The organism is Paenibacillus xylanivorans, from assembly GCF_001280595.1.
Classification (GTDB): Bacteria; Bacillota; Bacilli; order Paenibacillales; family Paenibacillaceae; genus Paenibacillus; species Paenibacillus xylanivorans.
The window spans coordinates 1-26,662 of sequence record NZ_LITU01000070.1 but is presented as its reverse complement, the minus strand read 5'-3'; the positions used below and the strand labels follow the sequence as shown (position 1 = coordinate 26,662).

Sequence of the window (26,662 nt, the reverse complement as noted above, 5' to 3'; positions counted from 1 at the left end):
GTAGCAAAAATTTATTATATGGAGAGGGGATTTTAAACTTGAAAAAGACGCTGTCTATGATTGTCGTCGTAAATCTTTTTTTCAGTTTTGCCTTCGGCCTTCATGCGTTTGCAGACAATGACATGGCCGAATCGGGAGTTCACCCTGATGCCCATGTCGCAGAACAGGTACTGCAGCCAAGTGAAGAAATGATATCCGAACTTACCAAGGATGCTGCTGAGCTCGATTCATCCAAACTAAAGAAACACCGGGTAAAGGCATCTGTAAATTTGGAATCGGCTACCGCGTCTTCAGAACTACAAGAGGGACTCATTTCTGCTCCACAATCGGTTATCGCTACAGCCACAGCGGAGACTAATACATACACGGGCTACATTCAACAAGAAGGTACGTCCAGCTATTTATACCCTATTTATGTACAACCAGGGAGTATACTACAAGTGCAAATGGATAATCCCGCATCAGCGCAGCTGGATTACGATCTTTATCTCTATGAATTTGACATGTCTACTGGGGACTTGAACCCAACGCCAATTGATTATTCGATTTACGGAACTTATCTAAATAACTATGGAAATGGATCAAGAACCTTATCCGAAAATGTCGGCACAAAAAACAGCACTGCCGGTTCCAAAGCCTACTTAATAGAAGCTTATGGCGCAGTTGGAGGCAGCATCAATGAACCATTCACTTTAACCGTCTCAACTAGCGCAACCTATGATTCGTACGAGACGGATGAAAATGCACTTCATGCTTATCCTTTCACGGTAGCAACTGGTGGCTCTACTCTTTCAAGCCGCTCCATTAATTCGGAGGTCGATCAGGATTGGTATAAGATCACAGTTCCCGAAAGCAGAAATTACGACGCCATGCATATCGATCTGGATCAAGCCTCTGTAGGTAATGGCTATAAGGCGGAATTGTATGGTGCATTAAGCAACAATCGTATGGCATTAATGCCCTCCACCAACGGCAATGTGTCTCTAGGCACAGGCACATATTATTTGCGGGTGTTTACAACAAATAACTATTCGGATAACAACTACTCATTACACCTCCAGCCAATATTAAGAGCGGATAAAGTCGTGATCACAGGTTATAATTCCAATGGCGGTCCAAATGACTACCCCACATATGCGTATGGACGCTACTACCGGATAACGGGAACCAGTTTTACGGTGACTGGCGTTGCCGCGACTTCAGATAACTATGCGGTAGCCAATGCGGAAGTAGAAGTCATTTGGGAGAATGATTATTGGTCCGAAGGCAGCAATAACAGATATCGGAGTGCAAAGGTTATGACAGACAGCAGCGGCCAATTCACTGCTACGTTATCCCTGCCTCCTTCAACCGGGAGTATAAGTCAATACTTGCCGGGAGCTATAAGCTTCACTCACTACTATGATATTTGTGGTGTGCTGGCGAAGGTAACGAGTCGTCCGAGTGCAAATGATACGGATATTGTGTATCACTTTGCCTACAGTATTTACGGTGGCTGATTTAATCCAAACAGGGCAATGGGCGTTTATGAATAAACGACCCGTTGCTTTTTTTGTCCAATCATATTAAAAATATGGAATAATATTCCGATAGTATGAAGAGAAGTGAATTACTGGAATACATCAAACGAATAGGGGTGTTTAACTATGAAGGTTCAAAGTACGACACAGTTTGACCTCAATGCCTACATTCAATCGAAACAACGCACGGATAAGCCATCTTTGGTCACAGGCACGATACCCGAGCTGTCACATAACAACGACACAGTGGAGATCAGTCCGGCTTCCAGGCAGTTAGCAGCATCCGATATTGTGAATCATTCCGCTACATATTTTGGAACCGTTCAAATCAATGATTCCTTGAGTCGCTTACTCACGGATCAACCCTCAGAGGTGAAGGAAGCTGTCTATGGCATCATTCAATCCAATTTCATTACTAACGTAACCGGGGAAGAGGACAGGTCAGCATTGCTGGAATTGGGTCTCACTCAAGCAAAGTATATCGCGGACAACTATATGAAAGGGGATAAAGCGACGGAATTCATGAATACGATTCGTCAAATCGCCGCCATCTCCACAACCAGAACGGTAGATCCTGAAACGGAAGAAATCCATTACGAGACTCCTCCTCAAAGACCTGTTGGGGCTCCAGATGATTATATCGATCTAACCTATATGATGAAGAAATTTGAACCAAAAACGCTGGACAAGCTCCAGGATGCGATTGTGAACGAAAAAGACTGGAACAGCATCCTGCAAAGCTTCGCCAAAAATGTATCGACTAATCAGGACTGGTTGAGGGAATACAAAGAGGACGTAGCCAAATCGAACGGGAATATCGCTGGGGAGAACAGATTCGAAAAAGCCTCCACTAGCAACTTGTCTCAGTTTGTCCAAGATATCAAGAACATGATCGCTCATGCTGGGTTAGAAAATAGCAATTTTCTGACAGACAATATAGAAGCATTTATGCGAACCTTGGCAATTCCGAAATCCAATGAATAATGGATAAGACTTACCAACATGAGTGATAAGCATGCCACTGAGAATCAAGATAAGAATGCTGTATATGCCTACAATTGATTCTCAGTGATGTCATGCTCTAAACTACTTTTCTCCTATTTAAATTTAATGTCAGCCACTTGACCGCTTTCAACAAAACCTATATTTTGATAAACCTTATTCGCATCAGGGTTCTTCAAATCAGCATATAGCATCGGATCTAAACCCTCTGCTATGAGGATAGAACATAATTCTGCCACAACTGCACTTGCATATCCTTTCTTACGAAAGGCAGACGGTGTATATACTGCATTAATTCTCGCATGTCTTGGAGAGCGATGTGCAATATTAGCCATGGATACAGGGTGACCACCTACTAACCATAGATAAAAATTACCTGTTTCTATAGCCGACTCTGCTGCTGCGATTTGACTAGACGGTTCTACTTTGACTCCATAAGCTGCTTCTGAGAAGCCAGCTAAAAATTCCGCCACTGTCTCCAAATGCTGTCTTGTAGCTAGGTGCAATATACCTTCTACATGAGCTGGCTTTCTTACCTCTGAACAAACGTAGGATTCCATAATCATATAAGGAACGAATTGAAGCCCATTAGCCTTTGAGTATGCCTCAGCAAAGTGTTCAACAATCACCTGATCTCCTGATATCCCCGGAAGCTCATTTCCCTTGAGAAATTCTAAAAGTTCTTGCACAAGCTTGTTCTTTGGATCAGCTGCAAGTTCTTTGGAAATCCACAACCAAGCATTGTGCCCTTCGGACTGGGCAAAGATCATTGTTTCATTAGATGCTTTTAGGCAGATTGAACGCTCTGACTCGCAAATACGATGGATAAGATTGTACTGAACTTCATCCGCCATAAACATATTCTGACGAAGCACTCGATCTTTTACACCAAACTTTTGCCACATACCCATTAGGGACGGAGTCTATTCCGCGTTACCACCCTGATTGGTGTATAAATGAATACACCCTCTCTGCCATCGTCCAACAACGATGCTTCTATATAACGGTAGAATACCGGGCCCGTCTACTATTATTTCGGAGGCCTGCTCTGAGGTGATTTTTGATTCGGATACCCACTGCCTCGCACCAACCGGCAGTTCTCTGAATGGTATTTCCGTACCCCATCCGTAGCCAAGAAGCGAATCGTAACGGTCGTTCCTACACCTTTCATACTCTCATAATTAATTCCCCCGTCATATTTTTCCACAATATTAAAACAGATCATTAATCCTAATCCGGTGCCATTACTTTTTAATGAATAAAACGGCGTCCCGAGCGACTTCACCTCATCCTCTGACATTCCGCTCCCTTCATCAATGATTTTGATCTCGATATAATGTTGATTTCTCTTAGCAATGACAGCGACGGGCTTACCCATATTCGAAGCTTCCAGAGCGTTTTTAATTAAATTCATCATCAACTGCTTAAACTCAATTGGATTAATAAAAATGAAGCAATCCTCTTCTGCCTCGATATGCATCTGATTATCAGATAACATCGCATAGGAACGGACCAGACCTGTTACGCTCTGAAGGGCATCATTCACATCCACTTTTTCTGGCTTCTGATCTTTATTAGGTTTGGAAAGGGTTAGAAATTGGGAGGTAATCTGTTCAACGGTATTTAACTCATCAATCATTAATTTAAACTTGTTTTTGACTGGATCATCAAATGCAGGATCTTCTCTGTATAGCTGCAAAAAACCTCGAACAACGGTTACTGGATTTCTAATCTCATGTGCAACAGCTGCCGTCAGATGAGCTATCATCTTTAAACGCTCCGATTGTTGTAATTGTTCATGGTAGAGCTGCTGCTTTTTCATACGACTAAAGGATAAATGGAAGATGAGAAATAATAATACCTGACTCGCAATAATGTTAATGAAGTTTCCTAGGATATCATGATGTAGATATGAATATACATTACCTTGATCAATCAGAATGATATAACCAAACGTAATCAATATTAATAATCCATTTAGAATGATGGAGAAATAAAACAATTTTAAATCAAAAAACAGAATGGCAAGTGAAGGAATCAGACAAATGAGAATATAGGTAGTCCATGTCTCTGGATATAAGAAAAACAGGGTATAGAAATAAGCAAAGCCAAATAAAATGATGACCTTTCTGAAAAAAAAGGTTTCATGCTTTGGGTAGATCAACAAACAAACCGCTAGAATGGCCACGCATGAAAAATGGATGACATACCCCAAGGTAATCCCGTTTAGTTCTGTCGTCGATAATATTAATCCAGATACCATAAGGGCGATGAGCGTTAGCATGGAAATATAATAGGTTTTTCGATTCACCTGACTGTACAATTCTTTCATCCACTCACCACTTTAAATTAATGTCGACACCCTCGGTGTGTATGTAGCCCTTTTCTTTGCTATATTTAAAGGCATCCAGTGGATGCCCTTATCTATAATAGCATTGTATCTCATTTAACTAGCTATACAATATGAAAATTTGATAATAAAAGATTCCCTTACCCGTGGACTTATTACATCCAGAAAATAATTAAACACCTTTGTTGACTTAAACCATGGTTTAAGTCGTATGCTATACCTGTCGACAGAGTAAGAACTCATTTGGAGGTCTCCAACATGAAGTATTTTTCCATTAGCGAAGCTTCAGCCAAATTGAATATTCCAGATTCAACATTACGTTTTTATGAGAAAAAAGGACTTCTGCCCATGATTGAGCGTGATGATGCTGGCAGGCGACTATTTTCAGAAAATCAAATGGCTTTATTGGAAACCCTTGTTTGTTTGAAAAACACGCATATGCCCATTAGTCAAATCAAGCAATATATGGACTGGATCATAGAAGGTAATTGTACCCTTGAGGCCCGGCTTGAAATGATGCAAAATCACAAGCAGGCGGTACTGGATGAAATTTCATTGATGCAGAAATCCCTAGAGGGGATTGATTTTAAAATCACACGTTATACCCATCAAATAAAGGAAAGAAACGAAGAAAAAGAAGCATAAGAGGAGCGAAAATATAATGAAACTTTCAGGGAATACAGTACTCATTACCGGCGGAAGCTCTGGGATCGGTTTGGCATTTGCAGAACGCTTCTTAAGAGCTGGAAATACAGTCATTGTTACGGGTCGACGTGCAGATGTACTTCAACATGCAAAAGAAACACACCCAGGTCTTATTACTTATGTGAATGATCTGAATATGGAATCCGAACGTGTGGCATTGTTTGATTGGGTAACCGCGAACTATCCGGAAGTAAATGTATTAGTCAACAATGCCGGTATCCAACAACGTTTTAATGTACTTAATTCAGATGCGAAGAACGATTGGAATTATTTCAATAAAGAAATTATGACGAATATTGAAGCACCGTTTCATCTATCCATGCTGTTCGCTCCTTATCTTGCAACCAAAGAAGCGGCGACGATTATTAATGTCACTTCTGGCTTAGCTTTTACGCCGTTTGCGATTGCTCCGATATACTCAGCTACCAAAGCGGCCCTTCACTCCTTTACAATCAGCCTGAGACACCAGCTTTCGGATACATCTGTAGAGGTCATTGAAGTTGCTCCTCCGGCAGTAAGTACAGATCTGGGTGGAGCAGGGCTGCATACGAATGGAGAACCACTGGATGCCTTCGCAGATGGAATTTTCGAGGGATTAGAAGAGGGCCACAAGGAAGTTGGTTATGGTACTTCTGTTGCTCGCTTACGCATGTCTCGGGATGAAATCGACAAGTACGCAGAACAGATGTATAACGCAACAAAAAATTTAATCGAATAACTCGCCTACGAGCCGTGTGGCTATTCAATAGGTTCACTAAACACGTTCATATGCTTCAAATAAAAGAGGCAGATATAAGCTAAACGCCGCATCTGCCTCTTTATTATTCTATTCCTGATCGGAACCAGTCCACTATAATGATAATCTCAATGATCTCAAGTCAGCGTAAGAATGATCTGTTCCCCGGAACGGGTAATTTCGTAGATACCTTCCTGCATGTCAATGCCATAGTGCTTTTTCAGCAACCACTTTGCGTTACGATCCGTCTCCACGACGACCAGATAATCGTAACCGCTCAGAAGATTGTCCATATTATCCTCATAGAACAACACGATCCCGTCCACATGCGGAGCATACAAGAAATACTTCCCGACATACTGCATGTAATAATTCGTGACCTGCTGGTCCTTATCCGAAGCGTAGAACAGATACCTGTTGTTGTCCTCCTGACCACCTTTATACCAGCGATCACCGGTTACTGCATGGATTTTGTAAGGAAGCGTCGTATCGTAGGTTTTGGCAATCGAGACGATCCCATTGTATTCCGATAAAAGGATGGTCGCCGCAATCGCCATACAGCCAATAATTCCTTTTTGATAATGACCCTTTGTCTCGACCGTCTTGAAGGCTTGAAAATCAGGCACTTCACCAATCCGATAGTGGAATGAACGCTCTAGGTCAATCGCAGCGCACAGCACCAGCCCACCGGCGAACAGCACCACAATACTCGACGCATAACGCTCAAATCCTGCCAGCACGATCGCCTCATCCAGCGGCATGGAGAAGAGATACAACGCCAGAATTCCTGCATAATACAGTAACAATACAACATCCAGCGCAATCAGTGCTTTCCACAAATTCCACTTCTTCTTGAGTACTACATAGGCAAATATCGAAGCTGCAATCGCTACAAGCTGGAAAATGACAATACCAATGACCGGCCGTGTCGTAAGGTCCGTACTCGATTTTAAGAACAGCCACAGAATCTCATGCATCTGCTCCGCCGTTTTGCCGGATTGAATCCCGGAAGCAGCAACATCGAACTTATTATCTACTCCTTGGAACACCGTCGCCATTCGCCAGCTCCAGCCGAAGTAAGGAATCAGTACGCCGCAGATCGTTCCCACCACAGCGAGTATATTTTTCCAACCGGATTTTTGACCGTGTGTCAGCCATGTATACACCAGGAAGATCAGGCCGACGGCCGCAAAAATAATACCAGTGCTTTTAATGATCGTCAGCAAACCCGCAAGCGGGAGTACGACAATACACGCTCGCTTAATATCATGACGATATTGGTATACTACCGCCAGAATGGCTAGCGCATAGATGGGGAGCAAGAAATCTACGAGCAGGTTGGTAATCCGAATCGTAAGGTTGAAGAAAGACAGTGTAGATAACCCAAGTCCGAGAAACGCGTACAGCAGAAAACGTTTCTTCTCGGAAACAATGCCAAACATGGCGTAAAAACAGGAAAAGATCAGTAGCCCTTGTGCCAGGAGCATCACAGACTGGTCATGCCCCATAAAGCGACAGACATAATAAATAAACGACGAAGTCCCTAGCGGATAGTTTTTAAAATCAATTAGGTTGGAATCCGGCGTTGGAAAAGCATCGGTACTGAGCACCTGCTTCAAGACTATCGCCCAGTGGGAAAAATTATCGTAGTGCGTCAATTGGTTCTGGAAGAGTACCAGTAAGAAGATGAAAGTCCCAGCCAGAAATGAAAACTGGAATAAGGAAAAAGAAATGCGAAAGGATGCTCCTCGGCGCAAACCGAGAAACACCATCCCTCCATACAATAGTAATCCGACGATGAGAAGGACAAGGCTGCCAATGTAGAGCTGCCCTGCCAAACCGCTAAGAAAAACTATACATGCTATTGAGGAAAACACAAATACAGGAATGAACTCCCAACGTATGGACAGTGCCTTTCGAACAAACTGCATGTAACCAATAAAGGAGAATATCAATAAAACTCCCATCACAAATTGAAGCATAAACAGCATCTCTATCTCTCCTAACCCTCTCTGGTGAAACGCTCGGCATGTGGGTAGGTCAAATCGCTCAGCAATTGATCAATCAAGCCACGCTCCACGATATCATCAATATTCTCCACCGAGAGAAGCACTTCGCGATGACTGGCTGTTGTTTTCCCCGTATGCTGCAAAATGACTTCAATATTACTCTTCGTATAAAAAGTAACGATCGCTCCTGCCGCAATATCACCATGGAGACCTGTGGCGGAAAAGAAACGATAATTGAAGCTGCGCAGCGTACAGCCCGCATGATTGGTGAAATCGACTGGAAGCTGCAAGGAAAGCCGCGGCATTTTCCGCTGATCCGATCTAGGTTGAATAATACGTTTTTTCACATTGCGAAGCATATCGTCGTAAGCCGTATCCCACAGGTTCATTTGCTCTGGTAAGGAGTGTTTACGATCATATATGATTTGCATATAATGGCGGTTATCCGTCTCCTCGATTGGTTGAACCGTTGCAGAATAGCGCCAGCCTTCTCCATCCTGCTTTACATAGACGATAACTGCATCAAGGTTTGCCTCATACCGCTCGGATTTTACGACCAAAGAGATCGTCTTCTGCTCAGGCAGATAAATGGGATACGGTACATAAAAGGCAATGCCTTGTTCGGATACATCTACCGTCTTGGCCTGATAACGCAGATTCGTGTCCTGATCGTGGATCGTTACATCCTCTTGTGCCCGAATCCGCTCTGTCTCCCGATATGCACGACGGCCGACCATGAAGAACAGGGCATAACACAGCGCAATCATATTGTGAATGAGCCAGAAAATAATGATACTGCTGAAGAACAACGCGATACCGTACTTGCCGTTAACATACCGAATCACAGCCGCAATCGATAGCAGGAGCAGGAAGATATGCGGAAGTGCATATAACAGAGCAGACATCCATTTTCGACCGCTTGCTCTGCTTTTGTTCGTAACCTTGAATTTTTTTTCGCGAATGCCCAGCGTTTCAAGAAGAACCGGCCATATCAGATAAGGCATAAATATAGTATCAATAACCTGACTCCAGCGCTGATTCCGAATATTGCTGGACAGATAACGCATCGATACGCTGTAGAAGAAATAGGATGGAAGCCAGAATATTAAGATTTGCCAAAAGCTAGTGTTTACAATCTTAAAATCAAATAGTGCAAATAAAATAGGCGCCAAAATGAAAATCAACCGGTTAAAGAAGGACCACCAGTATAAGAAACTGCTCAAATAGGTTACCCTCGTCCAGAAAGGAAGCTTCTCGGATAAGGGTGCACGCGTATTCTGCAAGCTCTGAATAATGCCCCTTGCCCAGCGAATCCGCTGCTTAATCATGCTCGGGACTGTTGTTGTCGTCTGTCCGGCAGCTTGAACCTCTTGAGTCGCATAGGTAATATAACCTTCCTGTTGTAGGCGGATGCTTGTCTCGAAGTCCTCCGTGATCGTATTCAGCGGAAAACCTCCGATGTCTTCCATGCCTTTCCGGGAAATGATCGTATTGCTTCCTGTATAGGCTACCGCATTGGAGGCATTACGCAGGATGTTAACTTCTCTGGAGAAGAAATCCTGTTCATTCGGAATTCCTTGCTCTGCATACAAGTTAAACTGGAATAGATCCGGATTGTAGAAGCTCTGAGGGGTCTGTACCAGCCCCAGCTTGAACTTTCTATCCATTTCATCCTCACGGCGAAGCCGCCATTGCCCGTTCTCTTCTATAAATGTGGAGAGCAGGAAATACGGGACGGTTTTCATCAAAAAGGTGTGTTGCGGAATCATATCTGCATCAAAGGTTGCAATGAGTGGGGAAGAGGTTTTGCTCAGAGCATTATTCAGATTACCTGATTTGGCATGCTTGTTGCCGGGGAAACCCAGATATCCAACGCCAAACTGCTTCGCAAGCTCCTCCACCTCAGGTCGTGCTCCATCGTCGCACAGATAGATGTGAACCTTCTGCTTGTCTGGGTAATCCATGAACGTACAAGCATTGACGGTTTTATACAACAGATCAACCGGCTCGTTATGGGTGGCAATGAACACATCCACATCTGGATAATAATCGGGAGGAACGATGGGAAAATCGAGCTGCGTACGTTCCTTTTGCATCTTTTGAAAGAACAATTCAAAGGTTGTCAGTACGGTTACCGTCTCAGCCACAATGAGCAGAATGCCGAAGATGACGTTCAATACGCCTTCTCCCCATGGCAATGTAAAGAACATCCGCCATAATAAATAAATCGACATCAGGATCATGGTGATGACAAAGAAAATATTTTGCCTTTTTTCGTTTTGCACTACAGCTGCTTCCTCCTTGCTGCAAATACCCATCTTCGCTGCAATTGAAAACTGAGCAGGAACAGCAAGGCATCACAGACAAATTTCGCGATTTTCTCATCCATGAAGAAAATCGTATGGAACAAATATACCCCCGTACTGGAGAGCACAATCACGAATCCGCACAACGTCAAATAGCGCCATAGACTGCCCTGGCTATCCTCCTTACGGAATACAAAGTGCCTGTTCAGTACAAAGTTGACGACAATGGAAATAATTCTCGCAATCACGGTTGCGAGTAGAATTCTTAGGTAATCCTGCTGACCCAAAATAGGTCGCAAAAAGTCGATCAAAAACCATGCAATTGCCAAATCGACGACAGAACTCGCAACCGAAGAGGAAATGAATCGCAGGAAGTTGGAGAACAACACACCCATTACGCGAGCACTGTCCTGAATCGCTTTAAAGTGGGTCCCGGCATTTCCGTTTTCATAAATGACTTGAATCGGTACCGTATGAATCGGGATGCCGGACTGAATGCACGAGATGAGCATCTGCAGCTCGTATTCAAACCGGGTACCGCGAACATCTTGCATGAACGCTAGTAACCCGGGACCAAAAGCACGAAGTCCGGTCTGGGTATCCGAAAGCTTTTTGCCATAAAGCATAGCAAAAATAAAGGACGTCATCCGATTGCCCAGCAAAGATTTCGGCGGTATTCCTCCCTCGCTGAAGTTCCTTACCCCGAGAACCAATGCATCAGGATGCTGCCTCGCTTCTTTGGCAAGTCTGTATACATCCTCTGCTGCGTGCTGTCCATCTGAATCAGCAGTGACAATGAAGGAAGACGAAGCATCGAACTGCTGTCCGATAAATTGAAATCCGGTTTTGAGTGCGGCGCCCTTTCCGAGATTTTGCGTGTGCCTTAGCAGGACACACCCGTTCTCACGGAGTTCCTCGAAAATCGACTGATATGCCTCACCAGATCCGTCGTCCACAATAACAATATGGGTCAAACCATACTTTCGCAATTGCCGTACATAGGACAGAAGTCTCTCATCTGGCTCAAGCGATGGAATGAGGATAATCGTTTCATCGTCCTTATGTATATCCATAATCATCCTATTAAGCCTCAATTCGACATATTTTCACAAATTCTTTTTGAATATTGTGAGTATAACACCGAAATGGTAGACAGTAAACGATAAACTTGTATATATTTTGGTAAAAAAGTTGCATTCGCATTTGTGCTAGTTTATAGGTGAAAAATACTAGGAATAGGGCTGAGGTATACACAATGAAAAACTCGCCACGATTATGGCGAGTGAATGTTCAAGTAGCAATTATCGATACTAATCTATCTTAATCGCCTCGATATTAAGTTCGATGCTCACTTCATTTCCGACGACAATTCCACCCGTTTCCAGAGGCGAGTTGAAGCTCAAGCCAAATTCATTTCGTTCGATACTGGCTGTTGAATGAAATCCCACTCGTTCCCGGCCGCGAGGGTCTTTATTAAGTCCTACCAAAACGGTATGAAAAATGATGGGTTTTGTTACTCCATGCAGAGTTAGATTGCCTGCAAGCTCATATTGCCGTTCGCCAGCAGGGACGCAGTTGGTGCTTTGAAACGTAATCGCTGGATACTTGGCAACATGAAAGAAATCGTCACTCCGCAGATGTTCATCTCGTTGCCGCTGGCGAGTTTTGATACTATTTGCGTCGATAGAAGCCTGAATACTCATGGTTGTTACATCGTTGGGGTCTAAACTTAAAAACGCTTCGAAATGCTCGAATACTCCTTTGATTTTATTAATCATTAGATGCGTCACCGAAAACTCGACGGAGCTGTGATCCGGATCCACTTCCCATTTGACATTGCTCATAAATAAATTCCACCTCTATACTAATATTATGTGAGAAAGTTCATCCTATCTCCAAAACACTGCGCTATTCGCATGCTCCTAATATACAAAAAGGCTACTGACAACGTGATGTCAGTAGCCTTTTTGAGTTTACCCCTACCTGTATAATAGCGAACTGGCTGTAAGAAGTACCGGAAGAAGTATAAGGTTCCGCTTCAATATTTCCACTTGGTGTTCTAACCGTTGCGGTGATTCTAGTGACCAAGCAGACTCCACGGCTGGAAGCTCTCCATGTCTCGTCACGCTGAACGCTATAGTTGTCGTCACTACAAAAGATAGATGCATATTCAACTTTTCCAAATGCATTAAACGAAGTAGAGTTAAAGATCTGAACGGGGTCATAACCACTTCTAGGTCCTCCAGGTCTTCTATTTCCCATCATCAAAACCTCCTTATTATTGATAGTTTCATTAAATGCAATTCAACCATTTTGGTAAGGTATAAATGTGGACAAGGGGAAAAAAGTACGTTTGTCCGGTGGTCACGACGAGGGGTGCTTATACATCTGTACCTCAAATAAAAAGAAAAACCGCGTTGTTACACAGGTGGTTTAAGTCCTACTAAAGTAGTACTCCGCAAAAAAAGGCGATAGACGCTAAGCCCCGTGTACAGTTCACCTAAAAAAAACAAAGAAGCGGCCCTTAAGGATCGCTTCCTTGTTTTCACTCTATCAATTGTAGTTCTCTAGCACGGACAACAGCTTGACCTCGCCGTTTTACACCCAGCTTGCCGTAAATTCTGGAGGTATGTGTCTTGACCGTCGTTTCCGCGATACCAAACCGATCAGCAATCTCCCTATTCGATAAGCCTTCTGCAATCGCTGTTATAATTTCCGTTTCTCGTTCGGTCAGCGGTTCAGTCAGCCCCTGTAGACCGAGACCAGGCGCCACGGACGAAGCGTTACTTTCCACGGTACTCGGGATGGTTGTAACCGCAGCTTTATCCTCCAACAGCTTGAAATAAATGATTCGAGTCGCAAGAAGCTCCAACACCTGAACGTCCCGCTGTGTGAACACGCCCGGCATCTGCCGATTTTCCAAGTAAAGCAGATACGGAGCCTGTTCTCCCGGCACAACAACCGGCATGCACAGGATCGATCTCTGCTTCCTTGCTTCAATGTAAGCATCTCTCATCCAAAAACTCTGCATCGCGTCATGCAGAACTAGCGGTGTCCCCGTCATCGTTGTATGGCGCAAGACGTCCTCCGAATACAGCCCGGTCCCTTCTTCCTTCTCAGCCCAATCCGAAGCGTTTGCTTCAATAAAGAACTCGTTATTTTGATGCTTCAACAGTAGACCGCGCTCTGCTCCAGCTTGCCTAAGGGCTGCTTCCAAGAGATTAGTCTTCCAGTCGATCTTATTCGGCTTTGATAACCCATGAATGAGTCGCTGTACAAGATCGAATTCCTCTTCGGTCCTCGAACCTTCACTGATCTTGGAGCCATTCTGCAGAGGCAACTCGATGCTGTTACGATTCATTTCGACTCGCTCCTGCAAAACCGGACCCTCATACCGCTTGGAAACCGGGTCCAGCAATTCGGCGTGTCTGCTTCTAATCTGCGTTACTTTGGAGGTGACGCCCCACTCGGCGTAAGCCGCACATGCATCCATCATCGTGATCGCCGCTCCGGATCGACTGAGCAGATCATCTTGATAACATTCTGCAAGCCGTTCGCAAGCTATCGCTTCCATCAACACGTATTTCTCGGCTCGCGCCCGCTGAATTGCAGCCGTATATTTTTGTAAGGCGCCCATTGAATTCCCAGCGATTCGTTCACCCTCTGCTTGGATCAGCAAATATGCGGAGGACGTACTGTCCCAAAACCCCCGCCAACCCTTCATCCTCCGCAATTGCGAGCGTATGGCCTTCCGGATTCGCTTACCTTCTTCCCTGTTCGTCTCGAAGAATAATGCAGCTAATGCCAAGCTCTCATATACGCGATGTTTACGGATTCGCATCCAATCCAGTGGCAGTTCGTTGTTCCTTCCCCGCTTCGCCCAATACAGCGCCTCCCGGTACTTGCCCGACAAATATGCCACTTCCAGCCGGCAACCGCAGCTATGGTTGTCCTCGTCCGGTTGCTCCAAGTCGCTACCAGACGGAGCCTGTGGAATAGCAACGAAGCTGTCGGTCAAAGAATCGTCTTGCAACGCAGCTACGAAACTGCTCGTGAGCCGCACCATCTCCAGTATCTTGTCGTCGGCAATCTTCCGCATGTTCTCCTCAAAGTATTGGATCAGTTCATTTAGGGCATATGCGTTTCCACTATTACCCATAATACAGAAAATCAAAGCCTGATTAGCGAAGTCATGATCACCCGATTCCAGCCCCTGACGCAACGCTTTAAACAGGACGACGGAGGCTTCCAAAGGCCTATGCATCTGATTGAACATTCCGCTTACAAAAGTGAATACATGCTTTTTCTTGAATGTAGAGGTGTTCGCGATTTGCAGAAACGCCTGTTCAGCAATCGGAGTCGATTGGACGAAGCCCGGAAATATCCTTTGCACTATCAGCTCGTATCCGCCGATCATCGCAGCCAGCGGCTCGTTCACTCCTTTGTGCAACCCATAACGAATAAATCGGGCATACAATTCCAGTAGTGATCGCGCATCGTGTATAAGCAATGGAAGAAACAACAGTTCCAGTAAATGGCATAATTCTGCATAGTCCCCGTCGAGAGGGTCTGCAATCGGAAGGAGCTTGACCCGTTTTCGATGTAAGAGGACCCCAGTCCATATCACTTCCTTGGCTACGGACAACAGGGAACTCTTCTTCCCAAGCTTCCAACCGTAGGAGGCTAGTGCTTCCATTCCAATTTGAATCGCAGTCTCATTGTCCGCGAATGCATGGAATTGTATCAAGGGTGCCCAGACGCTAAGCCGCTCGGATCGGCTTAGCCGACCGCTGTCTTTGTTCAAGTTCACCAGCAGTTCTTTCGCACGTTCGCTATTGCCACCCATATAATCCGTCCATGCTAATACCAACTGCAGACCGACATCAAGTGTTTCTGTTGCGCCCCCCCCACTTGTTGCCAACAACTGAAGCCCGCTCTCGGCATAATGCTTCCCTTTTGCATAACGGCCGGATGCCAATGCCTCTTGACCCGCTTGAAGATTGTACTCGATCAGCTGCCTCATCTCTTGCTCTGATAATACAGAAGCAGCCAAATTCAAATGATCAACCGCTGTTCTTGACAGGTTACCGTTCGAATCCGAAGCGTGGTGCCGCAACAACCGTCCAATGGCATGGTGTCGGTGCATATTGCTTCCTGGGTTGAAAGCGTATGCCATTTGGTGAATGACTTCATGCACAAACACATAGATTGAGTCCTGTCCATCTTCTTGCTCCGCTTCGTCTTCCCTATAAATAATTCCTTCTGCTTCCGCCTCTTGAAGCCAGCGGAGTGCAGTATCCATTGGTATACTACACACTTCAGCCAGGATTGATAACTGAAATGTCGGACCCATTGCGGCTGCCGTAGCCAAGAACTCCTTCCGATCTTCCTGAAGCTTGGAAAAGCCTATCTCCAGCAGACGTAGATGGGCTTCTGATCTGCTTAGCTGCCGGATTACTTCGGAGTCCCACACCCACTGACGTCGCTTCTCGTCAAAGCGTAGTCTGTTCTCCTTTAACCAGCCTTCCAGCAATAAGCGAATCGAGCCGGGATTACCACCTGTTTGGTCGTAGACAGACCGCGCCAGAAGTTGAATGCGAGCAGTTCCCTCATGTAGATTATCAGCGACCAACTGCCTCACATCCTCATAAAATAGCGGCTGCAAAGCCACTTGTTCCTCAGGATTCGCTTGGCATCTTTCCGTTAACCAAGCCAGTAATGCCTCTTGATTGAAATTCATTTCATCCTGAGCGGAAGTGACAGCCTCCTCCGTTCGAAAAGCTCCGATGAGGAATAATCCATGCACCTTTCGTGCAGATACAAGTTCACGAATGACCATTTGCGTGCCATGGTCGACCCACTGTAGATTATCCATAAACAGAACAAACGGCGGCTTGCATTCAGCCATGCAACAGATCAGGTCGGGCAGCAATGTTTCAAACCGCTCCCAGACCTTCGCATCGTCCGTGATAAGCGATGCCTCCACATCGTTGTTGAACAACAATTTGGCCTCAGGCATGCAGGAGACGATGGCCTGCGTTTCTCGCCCAAACTCGACTTGCAGCTTGGCCTTCAGCCCGGTAATAATTTCAACCGGCTCGCTCCACAGCTGATGAATCCATTGTCGCATCGCCTGAAGGATTGGCCCGCACCGTACAGTTTGTTGGAACGGCTCCACTTGCACTTCGACCATCCGGCCTCCATGCCGTGCTACGTTTCGTTGGAGCCTATGGACGAGCAACGTTTTACCCATTCCCTCTCTGCCCATCACCCAACGAAATGCGTTGATCCCTTGGAAAGCCTGCTCTAGCCCAGCCTCCAACTGCATCACTTCTGCACTCCGCCCATACCATGAGTCGGATAGGGAAAGGGTACGAATGTTATCCAAACGTCCCACTTCCAAGGGTGTAAACGTTCCGTCGTTAACCATCATTTCCTGATACAACTTCAGATCTTCAAGCACCCCATATGCACTCTGATAACGCTTCACCTGCGATTTGGCTAATAATTTCATCAGTATCGTTTGCAGTGTTTCGTCGAGTTCCGGCCGAATATCCGATACAGGCTGAGGCACCCTGCGGGTATGCACGATGCTCCAGTCTTCATTGTCAGCTTGAAAAGGTAATTGCCCGGTTAACAATTCGTAGAGAATAACACCTAATGCATAAAGATCACTGCGTCCACTCGGTACCAGATTGAATCGGCCAAATTGCTCGGGAGAATGATAGGCTGCATGACTTTCCGCATGCCAGGATATATGCGCAGTCCTCCCCTCCCACTGAACGCTGATATGATCAGGACTAAGGTATCCAATCACCGTATTCTGTTGATGTTCACGGTGCACCATTTCCGTCAGTATAATAGACAGTTCAATGAACACAGCACACTCTATAGGGGGATGCGTTATGTATTCCCTTAAAATCTTGATGATGATACACACCTATCTAAGTTATATTTTCGTTTCGAGAGAAAAGTAAATTTCAGAATATAATCATAATTTCGGTTAGATGAAATCAATTTATTAACCTGCCTAATTAAAATCTTAATCTATGGTCCATTTAGAGTCTAGCCTGCGTGATATATATGAACTCCATGCCAATCAAATACGTGGATAAAAAACGAATAAAGCCACAGCTCGCCTCTACGTGTATACGTAAAGGTAAACTGCAGCATATATTCACCATCATTTATTATAGGACTATCAATTACATCATCATTTATAAAACAGTATGGACCTTATTTTTACTGTATCAGATTAAAAGCTCGGTACATCATTGCAGTAAATTCTGCACGAGTTACAGGTTCATTTGGTTTGAAGCTGCCTTGATCCCCATGTACAATCGCTAAATCTCCCAGTACGGCAATATAGTTATAGCTCCAATGTGTCGGAGTCACGTCTTGAAAGGTACTTCTCCCTCCTGGCGTTAGTCCAAAACCAAGCACGATCATTTTGGCCAACTCTGCACGCGTAAGTGCTGCCGTTGGGTGGAATCCACCGTTCGAACCCTCTACGATCCCTGCTCGCTGTAATTGGGTGATAGCCTCGTAATATGGATGGCTACTTGAAATATCCTGAAAGGGGACTGCCTCTTGAATGGGTGTTACGTTAATCACACGATTGAACATGATCGCGATATGCTGGCGTTCGACTGTTTCATTGGGACGGAACGTGCCATCTCCATAACCAGTAATCATTCCACGATTGGTCATAACCTCGATCATGTCTTTCGCCCAGTGAGAGGATATGTCGGTGAAGGTTATCGCTGGTTTTGGATTTTCTGGATTTTCTGACTCTGGACGATGTTCAATCCACTTGGCATAAAGAGTCGTTTGCGTTGTCACTACCTCTTTCGTGAAATCCCATTCCTTCGTCAATGCTGCATCCTTATACCACCCCGTAAAGGTATAACCTGCCTTGGTTGGGTCTGCTGGCTTGGTTGCGTTCGTTTGATCACCTACATTCTGACTACCTACAGCACTTCCCCCGTTCGTTTCATAAGTGAGGGCATACTGAACAGGGATTGGGGTGGGAGTGGGATTCGGGGATGGGGTATATCCTCCACTACCTGAAGAACTGTTGCCATTCCACTTCGCATATAGTGTTGTATTTGCGGTTACCACGTCTGTCGCAAAGTCCCACAATGTTGTATATACTGGCTCCTTATACCACCCCCTAAAGGTATAACCTGCCTTGGTTGGGTCTGCCGGTTTGGTTGCGTTCGTCTGACTATTGAAGGTTTGATTCGCAACCGCACTGCCTCCGTCTGAATCAAAAGACAGGATATGCTGCTGATTCGCTTCCCACTTCGCATATAGCGTTACATTGGCTGCTCCCATCGTGAACGTTGAACCTGGCGCGTAATCCACGCCAGTACCGGTCGCACTGTCGTTCCAGCCCGCAAACGTGAAGCCATCCTTCGTCAGTAGCCCGTTATTGCCCAATAGACTTATTGTCGCTCCACTAACATAAGAGTAAACGTCCGAGGTAACGCTGCCTCCCGTGTTTCCGTTGCCATCATAGCGGAGAGTATATTGATTTTGCTGATTAATGATGATGTAAGCCGTGGATGGAATCACCCCCCCTGCAAGAGACAAGTCTGCATTCGTTCCGCCACTGCCGCGCACGCTCCCTCCGTTCAGCTCAATAGCACCGATGCTAATGCCGTCGGCATCCGAATCTCCGCTTTGTACTGTATATCTAAAGGTCAAGACTGACGAACCACTTCCGCTTATATAATACGCTCTTTGCGTAACACCACCGATATCCAGTCCCAGTGTTGGCGTACCTGTTACCGTCACTGGCTCACTAAAATTGATAGTAAATTGAAGCAACTCTCCCGTTGTGTAGCTACCGTTCGCCGGCACGCTCACGGAAGTGATGGTAGGAGTACCAACAACTGAATGTGTATAATTCCCGGTGCTTGCATTATATTTTTGATTAACTCCAAGATACTCCGCAGTAAACTGAACATCACCCAAATAATTAATAATAACATTTGCAATAACCCTACCTGCGGCATCTAACGAAACTCTACCTATCCTACTCAAGTCAACCGACCCTTCGGGTATAGGGTTTCCATTTAGGTCAGTAACCGTTGCCGTTAATAAAAATTGTTCTCCCTTAACTGTAGAACTCGGTGATCCAGATACAGTCGTTTTAGTCATTTTTACTTGTAACGCTTCAAGCTCCGTTTTATTCAACGTAATACTCCGATTTGCTTGTCCTTGGATAGTAGCCCTCTCCAATGTGCTGTCATAAGTTAAATCGTAGTAGTACCTTGCACCATCATACCTTTTATAGGATACAAGATTATTGTCACGATCATATACAGCAACTATTGTTGCAAAATCATTATGAGATGCACTGTAAGGTACATAGGTATACTCCCCCCATCTCAGAATAGGACATGATGGACGTAACGAACTGAGAGCAGGATCAGAATCCCAGCAACTAAAAGACTGGATATCCGGAGGTTCTACGGGAGGTGCTACATAACTATTCATCATGATGATTTCAGGCTCACTACTCGCTGCCCAAGCAATCGAATCTGAGCTTAGACGATTGCCATAGGGTGAAAATAAAGAAAAAATCAAAATAACAACTAGCGCCAAATGGATCTGAGCAGTAAATCTGGTATTTTTCATAGATATCGAACCCTTCTTTTCATTAGAAATTGAGAACATACAATAGAAAGTTGTTGATCTACCTGCTCTCCGTTATTCATCTCTTTCAGAGCGTCTCTCCCGTATACTTTTCTAGCGCTGCATAGACGCCTTTTTTATGGGCACGTTTGACAATGAATCCAAAGAGGCCGCGTTGCAGCCGGAGCGGAATACCCATGATTAATGTATCTTGTAAAGTTAATACCAAAGCGGAATGGGCAAGTGATTTAGGATTGCCCTTCTCATCGGTCAAGCCATCGTCCATAAGCCCGTAATGAATGCGGACAGACTGCTCAAACTTGCTTGGTGGCGTTAGTCGAACGCGAAATACAGTAGGCTCATCGTGATCGTTTGTAAAGGTATGGGGCGTTCTGATCGGGGCAGTACACTGATCTCCCGCTGCTAACAAATGCTTTGTCTTCCCTAAAGTAACTGTGAGCTTACCCGAAATGACTTCAAATTCCTCTTCAAAACGGTCATGAATATGCAGGGGGGGACCTTTCCCAAGCGGGGGTAGTGCGACTTCAATTAATAAATATTTACCGTCCGTATCCGTTGCCGTCTCTACAAACGTAATTTGTTCACCTGTTACTTTATGCGTAACCGTTTTTTCCACTCTTGACCGCTCCTTGTGTTCATTCATTAAAATCTCCAAACAACGCATAGAAGGTTCCTTATTACCTTCGCGCAACTAAAAACTCCTATCATTCTCCACTTAGACATTGTAGAGAGAATAATAGGAGTTGTAGTCATACGAAAGTAGTACGCCGCCATGAAAAAAACGATTGTTCGGGGATAAGCCGTTTATTTTTTAACTTCATGGTATTATTCAACTCATTATCGCTATCAGAAACATGGCTAAAATGAGCTTTCGTCGCATGTAAGCATGAAAAAACACATCCTAAACTGGGAAATGGCATTCTCCCAATAGGATGTGTTTCCTGTTTTAATATAAGGTTTGAATAAGTTCTAGATTATGAAGCTTTAGCTGCAACTGCTTTTTGAATTAAAGCTTTTGCATCGTTAGTAGAAAGTCCTTGTTTAGGTTGAAGCAGGTTTTTCTCTGCTGCACTAAGAATACCTTTGTCAATCAGATTTGCCATAGATTTCACCGCATAGGTAGAAACGGTTTTTCCATCTTCAAAACCTGCAATGATCGTAGCCGCATTTTTATCAGAGGCTTGGTCTTTTATCAATTTAGCAAGAATGGTAGCTGCTTCTTCACGTGTGATATCACGATCAGGATGGAAGTTACCACCGTACCCTTGAATGAATCCAGCATGAGTCGCTTCAGCGATTGCATCTGCATATGCAGCGTTAGCAGCAACATCCTTGAATGCAGGTGCTGTAGTTACTTCATTTAGTTTCAACAAGTCTACAAGCGCAGTTACAAATTCAGCACGAGTAATAGATTCATTGTTTACCGGTGTTTCCGGTTGCTCTGTAGATGCAGCTACATTCGTAATACGACCTTCATTTTTAGCCTCAATGCTAGCGCCTTTATACGTATCTACAATGTACTGGTAGAATACATCCAGATCGATAGGACCAGCCAAAGATGATTTAGCATCTACTAGCACTTTATAGTTATCTCCACCTGCGGCCATAAAGTTGTTAACTACAGCCGTATATGTTTTTGCAGGATCAATAGGTGTGCCATCTTCGAGAGTGAGGCCAGTAACACGTTCTGCAACTGGCTTATTGAAGTCTGCAGTATATTTCAGGCCAGAGATCTGTAGAGTTTTAGTGTTTGGTGTACCGTCAGCATTGGTACCCCATTGTTGCTGCAACAAAGTTTTAATTTGTTCACCAGTCAACTCAAGTTTCACCAGAGTATTGCCAAAAGGTTGGATTTTAGCAAGATCAGCAAAGGTCACATCGCCTTTTGGCAGATCCGCACGAATACCACCTGGATTCATAAATGCAAAGTCAGCAGCGCTTGCTTTATCACCAAAGTCTGCTTCACGCATTGAATCTGCAATGAGGTTGCCAAGAGCGGCTTCGTTATTATAAGCATCTGTACGTGTTACAGAACCATCCGTTGTACCTACTGGCTTAGTCAGCTCAGGATGCTTGTCTAATGACTTTTTTATAATAGCTGCAGATTCAGGGTCTTCTTTTACACCCTCTTGGAAAGTCGTTGTAACCGTAGCTGATTTTTCGGTTACATCCCCGGTAGCAGGGTCAATCATCAATTTAATATCTTCAAATGCCGTACCATAAGAATAGGCTTGAACAATCAATTTTCCATTCACTTCACCGTTAGCTAAAGCATGATTGTCACCTGCGACGATAACATCAACAGGGGAATCTGCTGGCAAAGCTTTTGCCAGATCAGCCGCTTCTCCAGTGGTTACGCCTTCTTTAGTACTTGCTGGATCATGTGCCAGGACGATAATCGTTTCTACACCTTGATCTTGCAACTCTTTTGCATATTTATTAACGGCTTCAACTTCTTCTTCTGCACTTAAGAAACGCACACCAGCTGTCCCGGATGGGGATACTTTTGCAGGTGTGGATTTAGTCACTAATCCGATGAATCCGATTTTGACTCCGCCCACTTCTTTAATCACATATGGCTTAATCAATGTTTTGCCAGTGGCAGTTTCAATGACGTTTGCATTGACGTAATCAAATTTAGCACCAGCATGAGTTACCTTACCTTCTTTTGGATCAAGGCCACCAAAGATTTGTGCCTTCAAAGCAGCGATACCTTGGTCAAATTCATGATTGCCTAGAGAAGCTACATCAAAGCCCATCATATTCATCCATTCCATGGTAGGCTCGTCACGATCAAGAGATGAGACTGGGGCAGATGCACCAACAGAGTCTCCATTATGGAAGAGTAGGGAATGTTCATATTTTGCTTGAGCTTCTTTTAGATAGGTTGCTAGAATTGGAGCCGTTCCTGCCTTTTTATCACTAACGATCGATGTGGTATCTAACTGACCGTGGAAATCATTGATACCAATCAAGTGTACTTCTACATCTTTGCCTGCGGCAGAGACAGAACCCGCTGCGCCCAATAGTTGGGTGAGTAATAGTGCAGCAGTTGCCACACGAATTGTGCCTTGGCCCAGAACTTTTTTCCAATACATGAATTAACAAAACCCCTCTCCAATTTTAGATCCTGAAATATTTTACCATAGTTCAATTCATAAAAGTCGTAGAATATATCAAATGGATGTAAAAAATTTGGAAGATTGATAGAGAAGGAACGTAATTTTATCTGTCACTACTTCAAAGTTAGTGCTTCTAAGTAGATAAGCACTCTACTTGAAGCGCTGGAATTGGAAGAGCGGTTTCTCGCATTCTAATTCTCCTACTCCTTTATCATCTGCCTCAATCCCTAGCAAAATCAGCATCAAACCGACCCCAAAAGCCCGTATGGCACCGGCCTCTCCCACTCGGATTCTCTCACTATGTATAGCAGCTACTTTGTGCTGTCCCTATACATCCGGAACGAAATAGAAAGCGTAAGCCGACAGCGTGCAAATCGCGCTTGTAGTTCTGCTCTCATGATCGATTCTATGAAGGAGCATCATGCGGTTGGTGAGTCGAATGATGACCGGCTCATAAGAATCGTTAGATTTAAGTCCTGACCTATTATATGGTTGTTACTAAAATCACTAAATTATGCTACCCATGGAATTCTCCTTTTGTAGAAGTGAGGAGTCCCAGCTGTATCCTGGGGGTACATACCGAGTAGATCGAAACTTTAAGCAGTCAATTTTATAAATATTAATATTGTCTTGGCGTATACAAAAACACCACTGAAGCCATCTCGGCTTGCAGCAGTGTTTTCATTTACTATAGCCTATACTCTGCTCTTACCAGTAGCCAGGGCCACTCATCTACGAGTCAATCGTTCCAAGCGCTCGCATTATTCTAATCAGTACAATCGCTGCCTGCTCTCGTGTCGTTTCACTCTTCGGGCTGAATGTATTATTTCCCGTACCCTGCATGATATTGAGCTTCTGTATTAGACGAATGCTCTCCAAATTGGTTGCATCTACGTTGTCGAGATCCTTGTAACCACTCGGACTGATATCTTCCCTGGTGGTCGGCAGCTCCTCCAGGACAATCGCGGCCATTAGCATACTGGCTATCTCCTCTCGGGTCAGCGGCTGATCCGGCAGAAAGCTATCGCTGCCCGCAAACCCCAGCAGTCCAAGCCTCTTCGCTTGAGCAACAACGCTGGAATACCATTCGCCCGGCAGTATGTCCTGATATGGAGACGATTCCGCGGCTGTCACAGAGCTGCGTCCGAGCGCACGAACCAGCATGGCGGTGAACTCCGCCCGAGTGACACTACGCTCCGGGGCGTACTTCCCGCCGCCAACCCCGTTAACCAGTCCTTTTGCAGCAGCAAGCTCTACATAAGGTTGGCTCCAATCCTTCTTCACATCGGTAAAGCTTAACGGGTTTTCTGCGACAACGTACACGCTGTTTATATTGGATTGGATCATCGCATACCACACGCCTTCGATCTGAACGCTCCGTGCGGCGACAAACTCAAATTTCTGCACCTTCTCGTCGTAACGGAACGCTCCCCATTGTTTTGGCAGAGCAGTCAGGTGCTTCGGCAACGGGATCATTCGAGTTAAGGCCTTGTTTAATACTTCTGCAGTCCCGATCGATTGACCGGTCTTCGTGTTCACGATCTCCATGCCGAAATCAACAATCGCGCTCATCACCTTGCCATTCGGCAGGTCCCCTGTGAACGTTGCCTGAATGTTCTTATCGTCCGACCTGTCCGTCAGCGAAATTCTCAAGCTGATCTCATCTATTTTCAGTGTATTGGTCGTCAGTACATCCTGCAGCCCCGGAATGAGCACCCCCAACTGTACCGGCAAGAGGTAACTGCCATAAGAGGTCTTGATTTCGAGGACAAAGCTGGCGTTCTTGTCAGCGAAGCCGGATAGAACGGTGGCCGGTATGCTGACATGAACGGCGCCTTCCTTAGGCGTTGCTTCTAACGTGTAGGACGGCTTCGTCAGGTCGATGATTTCCGGATTCATACGAGTCCCGTTTACATCGATATAAGGCTTGGCAGGTACAGGTACAGGTACAGGTGCGGGTGCGGGTACAGGTACAGGTACAGGCGCAGGCGCATTGCCTCCCGTATTGCTCTCTTCCGCTGGCATAACCGTTACGGTTGCAGACGGACCCGCTACCTCCGTACCATTAAGATAGACCTTCAAGCTATGGGATTTAGCGTTTGCTGCATGGTTCCTTGGCAGTATGACGACGGCTTCCGCGCTTGAATCGTTGCTGGCAGCAGCTGTGACGGCATAGATGCCGTCCACGTATACGTCCAGCTTCTGTCCGGTCAGATGCATACCCGCTATAGCCAACGTTACATCCCCCCCAGCATGCGAAAGACTTGCCGGCTGCGCGGTTATGCCGGTCACGACAGGCACCGCCACAGTAAAGCCTGCGCTTGCCGTATCAAGTGAATTATGATTCGCATTCTGTACCTCATCTCCTACCACCTTCACGTGATAAGCGCCGTCACCAAGCGTGTCGTTGAACGTTAAGGTAAACGTCAGCAATGATTGATCATATGCAGCCGTATAATCGGAGAACGGCACACCATCCTTTTCCATGCTGAGCAGTGCTGCCGCATCGGATACGTCCACCTCATCCCCGTTCGCTATTCCATAGACCGCTTCACTGACCGTAATATGGACCGAGGCCGGGGGTGCAATAAACACTTGATGATCGGTAAACCCGCCAAAGGTCACAACTGGCTTCGTCGTGTCGTACAAGTAGCTCAGGACACTGGAAGCTTCGTTTGGGTTGCCCACCACCGTATCTGTAGCGACATTGGCCGCAACTTGCACGGTTACAGCCTGTCCGCTTGTAAGGGGAACAATTGTAGCGGTATAGGTCTTGGCGTCCTCAGCAACAAAGTCCGTTACAGTTCCGTTATCAACCGTAATTCCAGCTGCCGTGAAGCCGGTTACCGCCTTGCTGAAGTCGATCTTCACAGGGAACGGCGCATTAACTGTGCCGCTTGCCGTACTGGAAATTGTAACAGCGGGAAGCGTCAAATCTCGCAATACGGTAATCGTGTACTTCCGGGACGGCTTCAAATACGGCTCCACGCGGACGTTAATAGTCGTCGTGTCTGCGGAAATCCCTACTACTGCAGGGTTTCCGCTTACTTGCAGCTGATCATTCACATAGAGAGCGGCGTATTCTTCATCCTCAAGCCCGGTCTCCACATGTACTTGCGACACTGACGGGGCGATATAAGACGTATAGGACGTAATTTCAGATGAAAACGGGACATCGAACACGCCTTCCTGCAGCCCCAGATTTTTCAACCCGTTATTTCCCGGTACGGTCGTTTGGCCCTGATCATT

The 26,662-nt window shown here is 45.3% G+C and carries 14 protein-coding genes, 1 pseudogene and 1 other annotated feature; of the genes and pseudogenes, 4 read left to right on the top strand and 11 right to left on the bottom strand.

Annotated features, from left to right (window positions below; genetic code table 11):
* Positions 1–29 precede the first annotated feature (29 nt).
* Both AMS66_RS19985 and AMS66_RS19980 read left to right on the top strand, forming a co-directional pair.
* Positions 30–1,499 carry a hypothetical protein gene (locus AMS66_RS19985; RefSeq protein WP_144424553.1) on the top strand — a complete coding sequence of 490 codons (1,470 nt, stop codon included), beginning with the start codon at positions 30–32 and terminating at the stop codon, positions 1,497–1,499.
* Between the two features lie 147 nt (positions 1,500–1,646).
* The gene (locus AMS66_RS19980; RefSeq protein WP_053782464.1) at positions 1,647–2,504 is read left to right on the top strand and encodes a hypothetical protein; all 858 of its coding nucleotides are present in this window, start codon (positions 1,647–1,649) and stop codon (positions 2,502–2,504) included.
* Between the two features lie 113 nt (positions 2,505–2,617).
* Here the strand turns inward: AMS66_RS19980 and AMS66_RS19975 are convergent, their stop codons facing one another.
* Positions 2,618–3,433 carry a GNAT family N-acetyltransferase gene (locus tag AMS66_RS19975; protein ID WP_236703538.1) on the bottom strand — a complete coding sequence of 272 codons (816 nt, stop codon included), beginning with the start codon at positions 3,431–3,433 and terminating at the stop codon, positions 2,618–2,620.
* Positions 3,432–3,660, bottom strand: a binding site (T-box leader). It overlaps the preceding gene by 2 nt.
* A 9-nt stretch (positions 3,661–3,669) precedes the next feature.
* A pseudogene (locus tag AMS66_RS33995) lies at positions 3,670–4,290 on the bottom strand (ATP-binding protein); the annotation flags it as partial.
* Positions 4,291–5,130: 840 nt separating this feature from the next.
* Between AMS66_RS33995 and AMS66_RS19965 the strand changes: the two are divergent.
* Both AMS66_RS19965 and AMS66_RS19960 read left to right on the top strand, forming a co-directional pair.
* Positions 5,131–5,517, top strand: coding sequence for a MerR family transcriptional regulator (locus AMS66_RS19965; protein WP_053782463.1), 387 nt, complete (start codon positions 5,131–5,133; stop codon positions 5,515–5,517).
* Positions 5,518–5,533: 16 nt separating this feature from the next.
* A complete protein-coding gene (locus AMS66_RS19960; RefSeq protein ID WP_053782462.1) occupies positions 5,534–6,295 on the top strand; it encodes an SDR family oxidoreductase in 762 nt (253 codons plus the stop codon).
* A 155-nt stretch (positions 6,296–6,450) separates the two neighbouring features.
* Here the strand turns inward: AMS66_RS19960 and AMS66_RS19955 are convergent, their stop codons facing one another.
* The 9 genes from AMS66_RS19955 to AMS66_RS19910 form a co-directional block, all read right to left on the bottom strand.
* Positions 6,451–8,304: a hypothetical protein gene (locus AMS66_RS19955; protein WP_053782461.1), complete on the bottom strand. Its 1,854-nt coding sequence runs from the start codon at positions 8,302–8,304 to the stop codon at positions 6,451–6,453.
* 11 nt (positions 8,305–8,315) lie between these two features.
* Complete coding sequence (locus tag AMS66_RS19950) at positions 8,316–10,607, bottom strand: glycosyltransferase family 2 protein (RefSeq protein WP_053782460.1); 2,292 nt, start codon at positions 10,605–10,607, stop codon at positions 8,316–8,318.
* The gene (locus tag AMS66_RS19945) at positions 10,607–11,707 is read right to left on the bottom strand and encodes a bifunctional glycosyltransferase family 2/GtrA family protein (protein WP_053782459.1); all 1,101 of its coding nucleotides are present in this window, start codon (positions 11,705–11,707) and stop codon (positions 10,607–10,609) included. Before AMS66_RS19945 ends, AMS66_RS19950 begins: the two co-directional genes overlap by 1 nt.
* 231 nt (positions 11,708–11,938) lie before the next feature.
* Positions 11,939–12,472, bottom strand: coding sequence for a YceI family protein (locus AMS66_RS19940; RefSeq protein ID WP_053782458.1), 534 nt, complete (start codon positions 12,470–12,472; stop codon positions 11,939–11,941).
* Positions 12,473–13,173: 701 nt separating this feature from the next.
* On the bottom strand, positions 13,174–17,508 hold the full coding sequence (locus AMS66_RS19930; RefSeq protein WP_053782456.1) for a LuxR C-terminal-related transcriptional regulator: 4,335 nt from the start codon (positions 17,506–17,508) through the stop codon (positions 13,174–13,176).
* Between the two features lie 362 nt (positions 17,509–17,870).
* Entirely contained in the window at positions 17,871–20,273 is a 2,403-nt protein-coding gene (locus AMS66_RS19925) for an InlB B-repeat-containing protein (protein WP_053782455.1), read from the bottom strand.
* A gap of 85 nt (positions 20,274–20,358) precedes the next feature.
* Positions 20,359–20,982 carry a cupin domain-containing protein gene (locus AMS66_RS19920; RefSeq protein WP_053782454.1) on the bottom strand — a complete coding sequence of 208 codons (624 nt, stop codon included), beginning with the start codon at positions 20,980–20,982 and terminating at the stop codon, positions 20,359–20,361.
* A gap of 283 nt (positions 20,983–21,265) precedes the next feature.
* Positions 21,266–23,389: a 5'-nucleotidase C-terminal domain-containing protein gene (locus tag AMS66_RS19915; RefSeq protein ID WP_053782453.1), complete on the bottom strand. Its 2,124-nt coding sequence runs from the start codon at positions 23,387–23,389 to the stop codon at positions 21,266–21,268.
* Positions 23,390–24,145: 756 nt separating this feature from the next.
* Positions 24,146–26,662: S-layer homology domain-containing protein (locus tag AMS66_RS19910; protein WP_144424552.1), on the bottom strand; the 2,517-nt coding region annotated here is incomplete at its 5' end.

Excerpts from the sequence above, each read along its gene's own strand:
- AMS66_RS19980 (WP_053782464.1), top strand. The coding sequence starts at position 1,647 with ATGAAGGTTCAAAGTACGACACAGTTTGACCTCAATGCCTACATTCAA.
- AMS66_RS19975 (WP_236703538.1), bottom strand. The coding sequence starts at position 3,433 with ATGGGTATGTGGCAAAAGTTTGGTGTAAAAGATCGAGTGCTTCGTCAG.
- AMS66_RS19965 (WP_053782463.1), top strand. The coding sequence starts at position 5,131 with ATGAAGTATTTTTCCATTAGCGAAGCTTCAGCCAAATTGAATATTCCA.
- AMS66_RS19960 (WP_053782462.1), top strand. The coding sequence starts at position 5,534 with ATGAAACTTTCAGGGAATACAGTACTCATTACCGGCGGAAGCTCTGGG.
- AMS66_RS19955 (WP_053782461.1), bottom strand. The coding sequence starts at position 8,304 with ATGCTGTTTATGCTTCAATTTGTGATGGGAGTTTTATTGATATTCTCC.
- AMS66_RS19945 (WP_053782459.1), bottom strand. The coding sequence starts at position 11,707 with ATGATTATGGATATACATAAGGACGATGAAACGATTATCCTCATTCCA.
- AMS66_RS19940 (WP_053782458.1), bottom strand. The coding sequence starts at position 12,472 with ATGAGCAATGTCAAATGGGAAGTGGATCCGGATCACAGCTCCGTCGAG.
- AMS66_RS19925 (WP_053782455.1), bottom strand. The coding sequence starts at position 20,273 with ATGAAAAATACCAGATTTACTGCTCAGATCCATTTGGCGCTAGTTGTT.
- AMS66_RS19915 (WP_053782453.1), bottom strand. The coding sequence starts at position 23,389 with ATGTATTGGAAAAAAGTTCTGGGCCAAGGCACAATTCGTGTGGCAACT.